This is a genomic window from Citrobacter sp. wls757 (assembly GCF_005280935.1).
Lineage (GTDB): Bacteria > Pseudomonadota > Gammaproteobacteria > Enterobacterales > Enterobacteriaceae > Citrobacter > Citrobacter portucalensis.
This window is the reverse complement of record NZ_SZWU01000020.1, coordinates 201,013-210,871: the sequence shown is the minus strand read 5'-3', so window position 1 is coordinate 210,871 and position 9,859 is coordinate 201,013. Positions and strand designations below refer to the sequence as shown.

General features: G+C 51.8%; 11 protein-coding genes. 4 read left to right on the top strand and 7 right to left on the bottom strand.

The features are described 5' to 3' along the window. Nucleotides 1-609: HRDC domain-containing protein (locus tag FDW94_RS23935; protein ID WP_249358337.1), on the top strand; the 609-nt coding region annotated here is incomplete at its 5' end. Between the two features lie 49 nt (nucleotides 610-658). Here the strand turns inward: FDW94_RS23935 and FDW94_RS06960 are convergent. From FDW94_RS06960 to FDW94_RS06945, 4 genes are all read right to left on the bottom strand, one after another. Then, nucleotides 659-1,624, bottom strand: coding sequence for a PDR/VanB family oxidoreductase (locus FDW94_RS06960; RefSeq protein ID WP_071446200.1), 966 nt, complete (start codon nucleotides 1,622-1,624; stop codon nucleotides 659-661). A gap of 71 nt (nucleotides 1,625-1,695) precedes the next feature. Beyond that, nucleotides 1,696-2,820, bottom strand: a complete 1,125-nt coding sequence (gene yeaW, locus FDW94_RS06955; RefSeq protein ID WP_003833746.1) for a carnitine monooxygenase, oxygenase subunit YeaW — start codon at nucleotides 2,818-2,820, stop codon at nucleotides 1,696-1,698. Nucleotides 2,821-2,864: 44 nt separating this feature from the next. Next, the gene (locus tag FDW94_RS06950; protein WP_137377352.1) at nucleotides 2,865-4,466 is read right to left on the bottom strand and encodes a BCCT family transporter; all 1,602 of its coding nucleotides are present in this window, start codon (nucleotides 4,464-4,466) and stop codon (nucleotides 2,865-2,867) included. Between the two features lie 251 nt (nucleotides 4,467-4,717). Then, complete coding sequence (locus tag FDW94_RS06945) at nucleotides 4,718-5,800, bottom strand: tartrate dehydrogenase (RefSeq protein WP_137377351.1); 1,083 nt, start codon at nucleotides 5,798-5,800, stop codon at nucleotides 4,718-4,720. 103 nt (nucleotides 5,801-5,903) lie between these two features. Between FDW94_RS06945 and FDW94_RS06940 the strand changes: the two genes are divergently transcribed. Beyond that, on the top strand, nucleotides 5,904-6,821 hold the full coding sequence (locus FDW94_RS06940; RefSeq protein ID WP_137377350.1) for a LysR family transcriptional regulator: 918 nt from the start codon (nucleotides 5,904-5,906) through the stop codon (nucleotides 6,819-6,821). 86 nt (nucleotides 6,822-6,907) lie between these two features. Here FDW94_RS06940 and minE read toward each other — a convergent pair whose 3' ends face one another. The 3 genes from minE to minC are packed head-to-tail and all read right to left on the bottom strand — an operon-like array spanning nucleotide 6,908 to nucleotide 8,721. Next, a complete protein-coding gene (gene minE, locus FDW94_RS06935) occupies nucleotides 6,908-7,174 on the bottom strand; it encodes a cell division topological specificity factor MinE (RefSeq protein ID WP_003833739.1) in 267 nt (88 codons plus the stop codon). Nucleotides 7,175-7,177: 3 nt separating this feature from the next. After that, on the bottom strand, nucleotides 7,178-7,990 hold the full coding sequence (gene minD / locus FDW94_RS06930) for a septum site-determining protein MinD (protein ID WP_003020956.1): 813 nt from the start codon (nucleotides 7,988-7,990) through the stop codon (nucleotides 7,178-7,180). 23 nt (nucleotides 7,991-8,013) lie between these two features. After that, nucleotides 8,014-8,721 (bottom strand): septum site-determining protein MinC, encoded by a 708-nt coding sequence (gene minC, locus FDW94_RS06925; RefSeq protein ID WP_003833736.1) that lies wholly within the window; start codon nucleotides 8,719-8,721, stop codon nucleotides 8,014-8,016. 126 nt (nucleotides 8,722-8,847) lie between these two features. Between minC and FDW94_RS06920 the strand changes: the two genes are divergently transcribed. After that, nucleotides 8,848-9,141: a YcgL domain-containing protein gene (locus FDW94_RS06920; protein WP_003833735.1), complete on the top strand. Its 294-nt coding sequence runs from the start codon at nucleotides 8,848-8,850 to the stop codon at nucleotides 9,139-9,141. Between the two features lie 69 nt (nucleotides 9,142-9,210). Continuing rightward, nucleotides 9,211-9,859 (top strand): fumarylacetoacetate hydrolase family protein (locus tag FDW94_RS06915; protein WP_137377392.1); only part of this gene is annotated, 649 nt, incomplete at its 3' end.

Sequence of the window (9,859 nt, the reverse complement as noted above, 5' to 3'; positions counted from 1 at the left end):
GGCTGGCTGCCAGCCGCACTGGACGAATGTCGCTTAATGCAGCAGCGTCGCCAGGAAGTTCTGGCGCCTGAAGACGCATGGCGCGATATCACTAACGCCTGGCAGCTGCGTACCCGTCAGTTGGCCTGCTTGCAACTGCTTGCCGACTGGCGACTGCGTAAAGCACGTGAGCGCGATCTGGCAGTGAACTTTGTAGTGCGTGAAGAACACCTGTGGTCGGTCGCTCGTTATATGCCAGGGAGTCTGGGTGAACTGGACAGCCTCGGCCTTTCCGGTAGTGAAATTCGCTTCCACGGCAAAACGCTGATTTCTCTGGTAGAAAAAGCGCAGGCTTTACCGGAAGAATCACTGCCACAGCCGCTGCTGAATTTGATGGATATGCCTGGATACCGCAAAGCGTTTAAAGCCATTAAGGCGCTGGTTGCCGAGGTGAGTACTGAGCATAATCTTAGCGTCGAACTGCTGGCTTCACGCCGTCAAATCAACCAGCTACTCAACTGGCACTGGAAATTAAAGCCGCAGCAGACCCTGCCGGAGTTGGTTTCCGGTTGGCGTGGCGAACTGATGTCCGATCGTCTCAACGCGCTGCTGCAGGAATATCCGCAGTAAGTCACCAGGCTCGCCGGGTTGCGCCATTGCTAACCCGGCCTGCGCAACGCTACAAATCAAGCACCAGGCGCTTACCTTTGGCGCGTGAGCAGCAAATAAGCATGCTTTGCTGGCTGGCTTTTTCGTCGTCGCTGAAATACTGATCGCGGTGATCCGCTTCCCCTTCAAGAATCGTCGTTTCACAGGTGCCGCAAACACCTTCCCGGCACAGGCACTCAACGCGCGCGGCTTTGTTATTTTCGATAACCTGCAAAATGGTCATCTCTTCCGGGACCACAAACTCGTGTCCTGAACGCGCCAGAACCAGGGTAAAGGCATCACCGCTTTTATCTTCCAGCGCAAATTGTTCGAAATGTAGCGTATTGCTGTCCAGTCTATGGAGGGAAGCCGCTTCTCTGACGGCATCGTTGAGCACTGCTGGCCCGCAGGTGTAAATATGTGTGCCGGGTTCGACATCGGCCAGCAGGCGAGATAAATCAAGGCGGGTCCCTGCGCTTGACAGATGCAGATGAATACGATCGACGCTGGGGTGCTGCAGGAGTTCGTCATAAAACGCGCAGTTGTCCTGACTGGGAGAGCAATAATGCAGTTGCCATTGCGCCTTAGAATGTTCCAGCTCCGGGATATGCGATAAAAACGGTGTGATGCCGATACCTCCAGCAATCAACAGATGTTGTTGTGCCTGAGGAGCGAGGGCGAACAGATTGTTTGGTGTGGAGATCGTGAGCGTGTCGCCGGGTTTCACGTTTTGATGCAGATATCGTGAGCCGCCTTTGGATGCTTCCTCCAGTCGTACGGCGATTTGCCAGGTGCTCGTATCAAAGGGTGAACTCATCAGCGAGTATGCATTGCTGTACAGATTCTCGCCATCGCGCATCTGCACGATAATATGGCTGCCACCCTGAAACGCGGGCAACGGCTCGCCTGATGTCGCCGTTAAAGTAAAGCGTTTTACCTGCGCGGTAATCGTCTCAATCCGGCTGACCCGGACTTCTTGCATTTGATAATCAGACATTGCGGCACTCCCTAAAAAATCTGTCCGGCGCGGCTTAACGATGCGCCGGAATCTGTCGTTACAGCCTCTGGTTATTCCTGAAACACCTGCGCGACCAGATTATGGAAATGGGCAATGCCATGTTCGGAGATACCGCTGCCGCTGGTGTCGGCCATAATGCGGCCCTGACCGCGATACCCGCGCGATTTCAACCCTTTTTGGACGCTTTCAACCAGACGTAAATCTTCAGGGCGGAAGACGTTGCGATACCATTCGATCAGTTGTTTCTGCTCTTCGGTCAGTTCTTCGTTGGTGAAGTAGATGTCATAGTTTTGCAGCGTAGTTTCTGCATCCACTGGAAATTCGTAGATAACGGTCATCATGCCTTTGATTGGCGTAACGTTGAGCATGGTGCACGGCCACAGCCAGAAACCGTGGAAGGCGGCATCAACACCCTCTTCGAACTTAAATGACTGCTCTGACGGTTTGGCGAAACCGTATTGTAGCGTCCAGTTGCCGTGCATAGTATGCCAGTAACGATCAACCTGAACCGAGTCGGAAAAACCAGGGTGAGCCGGGCCGCAGTGGTAGCACTCCAGATAGTTATCGACAATATTCTTCCAGTTGGCTGGAGTTCGGGTCGTAAAGCGCGCCGCCAGCTTCAGGTCATGCACATCAGGGCAGGCTTCGATAACTTTGTCTGCAAGACCTGGGAGTTGTTCTTCCACGCTGCCCGCGTTCGGATCCATGTTGATAAACACGAATCCGGCATATTCTTCCAGCCGTACCGGGGTGAGATGTGCTTTCTCACTGTCGAAGTTGGCAACGTTTTCGCAGTTACGTGCATGCGCCAGGTTACCGTCAAGCTTGAATGCCCAGGCGTGGTAAGGGCAGGTAATCACATTTTTCGCTTTCCCTTCGCCGCTCAACAGTTGATGACCACGATGCGGGCAAACGTTGTAGAACGCGCGCAGCACGTTATCGCGACCACGTACCAGCACGATGTTCTCGCCAATCACTTCCCGGGTTACATAGTCATTGGGTTTCGCCAGTTCGCTACTGTGGGCTACACAAATCCAGCTCTTAGCGAACACTTTCTCCTGCTCGTGCTCGAAGGCCTGATGGTCGGTATAGAACCGGGCAGGGATAGTCCAGGCGTCCTGCGGGTTGGCACAGAAATTTTGCGGCAGAATAAACTCAGGGCTCAGATTGCTCATTGGAATACCTTTAATTTGTGAGTAAGAGGATTTTTTACTGGCGCTTAATTGTCGCCTTTGAGTAATGTCCCGGCCGGTGGTGCGACGGGGACGTCCACTGGCGTTTCGGGGAGATGACCTTCAATTTGATGTGCAGGAACGTGGGCATAGTCCTGCCGTACCCAGCGAAGAAAACCGCCAACCTTCACCAACAGAATGGCGAGGAAGGGAAGTGCGGTCAGAACCACCGTGGTCTTCATGGTTTCCAGGGACGCGCCGGTGAACAAAATTGATAATGGGATCAGGGTGATGACCACGCACCAGAACAGACGTAAGCTACGCTGCGGATCTTCCCCTTCCTGCAGGTTACGCGTGCTGGTGGCCGCCATGGTGTAGGCGACGGCATCCATATGCGAGGCGAGAAAAATAATCATGATCGCCAGATACGCCACCAGGAACAGTTTCCCGGCAGGCAACGACATCAGCACTTGCTGTACGGCTGTTTCGCCGCCTAACGTGGCCATAACCTGCGGTACGTCGATCACACCGTTCACAAATTGGTGAATGGAATAGCTTTCCATCACGCCAAAGAAGAACCAGCAGCCAACGGTACTACCCAGGATTAACGCCCAGATAACCTCTTTGATTTTGCGACCACGGGATACGCGAGTGACAAACATTGCCACGCCAGGGGTGTAGGAGATCCACCACAGCCAATAGAACACCGTCCAGTTGCGGGTGAACTCACCGTTGCCGAGCGGGTCGGTGAACAGACTCATCTGCAAAAAGTTTTGTGTCGTCAGACCGATGGCGTTAATGATGTTGTTGGTGATGAACTCGGTCGGGCCGACAATCAGCACCAACAGCGGCAGTAAAAACGCCCCCCAGCCGACCATTTTGCTCAGACGTTGCAAGCCGTTGTTGATGCCAATCCAGGAGCTCAGACAGAAAATGCCGCCAGAGAACAGGATAACAAACGCCTGTACTGTGAAGTTATCCGGTAAAACCGTGAGAGCAGATAAACCACGGGTAAAGGTGGCGGCGGTGACAACCAGAGAGATGGTTAACGCGCCAACTGTGGCGATCAGGAACATCAAATCAACCAGCCGGCCCCAGACGCCCTGCGGATGCACGCCGGTGATAGCGGCGATTATTCCGGACAGGCTCAGCCCTTTGTTTTTCCGCACATGAAAGTGGTAGGCCATGGTTAATGAAGCCAGCGTATAGGTCGCCCAGGCGCTGATTCCCCAATGGAAAAAAGAGTAGGGTAAGCTGTATTCCAGCGCTTTTTGCGAGTGCGGAGCGATATTCAGACCCGGGGTCTGGTAATAATAGGCCCACTCAGCAACGCCCCAGTAGAGCGTGGAGGAACCTAGTCCGGCACAAATAAACATAAACAGCCAGGACAGCGTGCTGTATTCCGCTTTTCCTTCTCCAAGACGAATGTTGCCGTATTTGCTGGTGGCCAGCCAGACGACCAGACCCATCGCCATCAGAACGAGGATCTGCACGGCGGAACCCAGCATACGGGTAACGCCGTTAAAAAGGGTATTTGCGACTTGTGCAGACTGCTGAGGGAAGAGACTAAGTGTGGCGGCGATGAAAAGAATAGCCACCAGACTGATGGCTATCAGCGGCATGTCTTTTTTCTTAACGTTGCTCAACATGGGATCTCCTGGGCACAGTTGCCCGCGTATGGCATTAGCCTGTCGTTGTTATCATGCTGTAGGGAATCAGTGATCTTGTATTTAACAATTTTATTATTTGTTCTTTACATGAATTAAACAATTGCTCGATGCGTGAAGCAATAAAACACAGAACGGAAATAATAAAAGGTGAATTGGCGCAGGTTATTGGTGCCATAAAAAGCATAAAAAAGCCGCGTCAGTGACGCGGCTCATATTCCGTGGTTTGACCTCTAACGCAATGCCCGAGAGATGGCCTCGCCAACCTGTTGGGTGGTGGCATTGCCTTTCATATCCGGTGTTTTCGGGCCGCTGGCAATAACCTGCTCAATTGCCGCCAGAATACCGTCGTGGGCGGCTTTATAGTTAGCATCACCGTTGCCAAGGAAGTCGAGCATCATGGCGCCAGCCCAGATAGTCGCTATAGGGTTGGCGATGTTCTTGCCGTAGATATCGGGGGCCGAACCGTGCACTGGCTCGAACAGAGACGGGAAGGTGCGTTCCGGGTTTAAGTTGGCTGAAGGCGCAATGCCAATCGTTCCGGTACAGGCTGGACCGAGATCGGAGAGGATGTCGCCAAACAGGTTGGAGGCAACCACCACGTCAAAACGCTCCGGCTGCATCACAAAGCGGGCGCAGAGTATATCAATATGCTGTTTATCCCAACGGATCTCGGGATAGTGAGGCGCCATTGCTTCCACGCGCTCGTCCCAGTACGGCATGCTGATAGCCAGGCCGTTGGATTTGGTCGCCGAGGTCAGGGTTTTGCGCGGGCGATTTTGTGCCAGCTCGAAAGCGTAACGCAATATACGATCGACGCCGCGACGGGTGAAGACCGACTCCTGGATAACCACTTCGTGTTCTGTACCTTCGCTTACGCGTCCGCCGAGTGAAGAGTATTCTCCCTCGGTGTTCTCGCGCACCACATAGAAATCAATGTCTCCTGGCTGCTTGCCTGCCAGCGGGCAAGGTACGCCTGGAAACAGGCGTACCGGGCGCAGGTTGACATACTGGTCAAATTCGCGGCGAAACTTAAGCAGCGAGCCCCATAATGAGATGTGGTCCGGCACGGTGTCCGGCCAGCCAACGGCACCAAAATAGATAGCATCGAAGGATTGTAACTGCTCATGCCAGTCATCCGGCATCATCTTTCCGTGATGGGCGTAGTACTCGCAGCTGGCCCATTCCATTTGCTCAAAGCTGAGTGACAACCCCCAACGCTCGGCGGCTGCCTGCAACACCTGAATGCCTTCAGGCAGGACTTCTTTACCAATGCCATCTCCGGGGATAGCGGCAATACGACAGGTTTTCTTCATAGCAGCTCTCACTTGTACGCCATCAAAATTGACTTTCCCCGTATCCTATAATTGACTGATTAATAGTTAATCCCCCTAACTGGTGAAACATAAAACACAGATCATGAATAATCTGCCGCTGCTAAATGATTTACGCGTCTTTATGCTGGTTGCACGTCGTGCGGGATTTGCCGCCGTTGCCGAAGAGCTGGGCGTATCTCCGGCTTTTATCAGTAAGCGCGTTGCCCTGTTGGAGCAAACGCTGAACGTGGTGCTGTTGCACCGAACAACGCGGCGCGTAACCATCACGGAAGAGGGGGAGCGGATCTACGAATGGGCACAGCGGATCCTGCAGGATGTCGATCAGATGATGGACGAGCTGTCCGATGCCAGGCAGATCCCGCAGGGGATGCTACGAATTATCAGTAGCTTTGGTTTTGGCCGCCGGGTGGTCGCTCCGGCGCTGTCTGCGCTGGCAAAAGAGTACCCGCAGTTAGAACTGAGGTTCGATGTTGAAGACCGTCTGGTAGATATGGTCAATGAGGGCGTCGATCTCGATATTCGTATCGGGGATGATATCGCGCCGAACCTGATTGCCCGCAAGCTGGCGACTAACTATCGTATTCTGTGCGCCTCGCCGGGATTTGTGGCGCGGCATGGAGTGCCGAAACAACTGAACGATCTTTCTACTTTCCCCTGCCTGGTTATTAAAGAACGCGACCATCCGTTTGGTATCTGGCAAATGCGTAATAAAGAGGGCGCACACTCAATAAAGGTTACGGGGCCGCTGTCGTCTAACCATGGCGAAGTGGTACATCAATGGTGTCTGGATGGGCAGGGAATTGCTTTGCGTTCGTGGTGGGACGTTTGCGACAACATTGCCAGCGGACATCTGGTGCATATATTGCCTGAGTATTATCAACCCGCCAATATATGGGCGGTTTATGTCTCCCGGCTGGCGACGTCGGCAAAAATCCGTATTACGGTTGAGTATTTGCGCCGCTATTTTGCCGAAAACTACCCAAAGTTTACTTTGGAATAAATGCTCGATAGGTTAGTCAGAGACAGAAAATAAAAAAGGCAGAATAATCTGCCTTTTTCGTAACCATGATTTAGCGACAAAAGAGCTTATTTAGACTCTTCTGCTTCAGGTAATGTCACGTTAAGTTCGAGGATCGAAATATCGCCGTCTTTTTGTTCAAGTTGTACTGTGACCATTTCGGGATCAATTTGTACATACTTGCAGATAACGTCGAGAATATCCTTGCGCAGCTGCGGTAAATAATGTGGCTCGGCGTCACTACGACGACGTTCCGCAACAATAATCTGCAGTCGCTCTTTAGCGATGTTCGCTGTGCTCTTTTTCCGCGAGAGAAAAAAATCCAGTAATGCCATAACTTATCCTCCGAACAGGCGTTTGAGGAAACCTTTCTTCTCTTCTTCAATGAAGCGGAAAGGACGTTCTTCTCCCAACAGACGGTCTACGGTATCAGCATAGGCTTTACCGGCATCAGCATTGATGTCGAGAATAACCGGCTCACCCTGGTTAGACGCGCGCAGGACCGACTGATCTTCAGGAATCACGCCAACCAGCTTGATTCGCAGAATTTCCAGTACGTCTTCCATGCTCAGCATGTCACCTTTATTTACGCGGCCAGGGTTGTAGCGCGTCAGTAACAAATGCTCTTTAATTGGATCTTCACCGTTTTCCGCGCGACGAGATTTCGACGCCAGAATACCCAGAATACGGTCAGAGTCACGTACAGAGGAGACTTCCGGGTTGGTGGTAATAATCGCTTCATCGGCAAAATACAGGGCCATCAGCGCACCAGTTTCAATACCCGCCGGAGAGTCGCAGACGATGAAGTCGAATTCCATCGTTTTCAGATCGTCCAGAACTTTCGCGACGCCTTCACGCGTCAGCGCGTCTTTATCGCGAGTTTGTGAGGCCGGAAGAATAAAGAGATTTTCGGTACGCTTATCTTTGATTAGCGCCTGATTTAACGACGCATCGCCCTGAATAACGTTGACGAAGTCGTAAACGACGCGGCGTTCACAACCCATAATCAGATCAAGATTACGCAGGCCGATATCAAAATCAATAACGACAGTTTTCTTTCCCTTCTGGGCCAAACCTGTAGCGATGGCCGCGCTGGAGGTGGTTTTGCCAACGCCCCCTTTACCCGAAGTAACAACAATAATGCGTGCCATAGAAATTCCTTGTTAAAAAGGGATCAATTCAACGGTTGAACTGTCAAAGCGTTCTCTGCTAATTGCAGACGTGCCGCTTTGCCATAAAATTCTGCTGGGATTTTATCACTCAGCCAATAAACACCTGCGATAGACACCAGTTCTGCCGTCAGATGGGTACAAAAAATTTGCGCTTCCCGGTCACCGCTTGCGCCTGCCAACGCACGGCCTCTCATCATTCCATAAACATGAATATTGCCATCAGCGATAAGCTCTGCGCCTGCACTGACGTGGCTTGTAACAATCAGATCACATTGTGGTGCATAAATGCGCTGACCGGAACGAACCGGCACATTTATTAATCGTGTTTTAGTGATGGGAGTAACGTTTTGTGGCGGAGCGACGGGAGCCGGGGCCTCAACGGGCGCAGGACGAATAGCTTTTTCTTTACCTTCAGTCAGTAAAGGAAGACCCATTTCGTCGATTTCAGCCTTGAGTCTGGCGTCTTTGCATCCGCTAACGCCGATAATGCGCAATCCGGTAGACGCGACAACCTTCTGCAGCGCTGACCAGTTTACCGGGCTTTCAAGACCACTCACGTTAACCACTACGGGAGCATGTTTTAAAAAAGCAGGTGCCTGCGCGATTTTGTCTTCCAACGCCTGACGAATAACCTCGGGTTCTGCTTCATGTAAATGAACCACTGATAAGGTGAAGCTACTGCCTTTAAGCTCGATTGGCGTGTTTGACATCCTGGCCTTACTCAATTTGCTATTTATCATCCCCAGCGCGGGGTGATATTCCGAAGACTATAAGGCATGTTATAGTCAGTATTATATTGAGGCAAGCCACCATTCCGTGAATTCAGAGTAAAAGATATGTTTTGTGTGATCTACCGAAGCAGTAAACGTGACCAGACCTATTTATATGTCGAAAAAAAAGACGATTTCTCGCGAGTTCCTGAAGAACTGATGAAAGGATTTGGTCAGCCGACGCTGGCAATGATGTTGCCGCTTGATGGCCGTAAAAAGCTGGTTAATGCCGATCTGGAAAAAGTAAAACAGGCACTCACCGAGCAGGGCTATTATTTACAAATACCACCGCCGCCAGAAGATTTACTTAAACAGCATCTGGCCGCGACGAAACAAAATACACCAGACGATAAACGTTAAACTGCATCCGGCAGCAGCACGCCCCATCGATGCAGTACCTGAAATTGATAACTACGTTAGGGGAAAGTAATGTATCAACATCATAACTGGCATGGTGCTCTGCTGGATTATCCGGTGAGTAAGGTGGTTTGCGTAGGGAGTAACTATGCTAATCATATTAAAGAGATGGGCGGAAGTACCCCGGAAGAGCCGGTGCTGTTTATTAAACCGGAAACCGCGCTGTGCGATTTACGCCAGCCGCTGGTGATCCCATCTGATATGGGTTCGGTTCACCATGAAGTTGAGCTGGCTGTGCTAATTGGCGCGACCCTACGTCAGGCGACGGAAGAACATGTGCGCAAAGCCATTGCGGGCTATGGCGTCGCGTTGGATCTGACCCTGCGTGATATTCAGGGCAAAATGAAGAAGGCGGGGCAACCGTGGGAAAAAGCGAAGGGCTTTGATAACTCTTGCCCGCTGTCAGGGTTTATTCCGGTAGCGGAATTTAATGGTGATCCTCAGGATACGATGCTCGGGTTAATGGTTAACGGTGAGCAGCGCCAGCACGGCACCACGGCGGATATGATCCATCACATCGTTCCTTTGATTGCCTACATGAGTCGTTTCTTTACTCTCAAAGCGGGCGATGTTGTGTTGACGGGGACGCCAGCGGGCGTTGGGCCGTTAAACAGCGGTGATGAGCTGGCTATCAGTTTTCATGGTCAAACGCTGACGACAC

Excerpts from the sequence above, each read along its gene's own strand:
- minD (WP_003020956.1), bottom strand. The coding sequence starts at position 7,990 with ATGGCACGCATTATTGTTGTTACTTCGGGTAAAGGGGGCGTTGGCAAA.
- FDW94_RS06950 (WP_137377352.1), bottom strand. The coding sequence starts at position 4,466 with ATGTTGAGCAACGTTAAGAAAAAAGACATGCCGCTGATAGCCATCAGT.
- minE (WP_003833739.1), bottom strand. The coding sequence starts at position 7,174 with ATGGCATTACTGGATTTTTTTCTCTCGCGGAAAAAGAGCACAGCGAAC.
- FDW94_RS06960 (WP_071446200.1), bottom strand. The coding sequence starts at position 1,624 with ATGTCTGATTATCAAATGCAAGAAGTCCGGGTCAGCCGGATTGAGACG.
- FDW94_RS06945 (WP_137377351.1), bottom strand. The coding sequence starts at position 5,800 with ATGAAGAAAACCTGTCGTATTGCCGCTATCCCCGGAGATGGCATTGGT.
- FDW94_RS06940 (WP_137377350.1), top strand. The coding sequence starts at position 5,904 with ATGAATAATCTGCCGCTGCTAAATGATTTACGCGTCTTTATGCTGGTT.
- minC (WP_003833736.1), bottom strand. The coding sequence starts at position 8,721 with ATGTCAAACACGCCAATCGAGCTTAAAGGCAGTAGCTTCACCTTATCA.
- FDW94_RS06920 (WP_003833735.1), top strand. The coding sequence starts at position 8,848 with ATGTTTTGTGTGATCTACCGAAGCAGTAAACGTGACCAGACCTATTTA.
- yeaW (WP_003833746.1), bottom strand. The coding sequence starts at position 2,820 with ATGAGCAATCTGAGCCCTGAGTTTATTCTGCCGCAAAATTTCTGTGCC.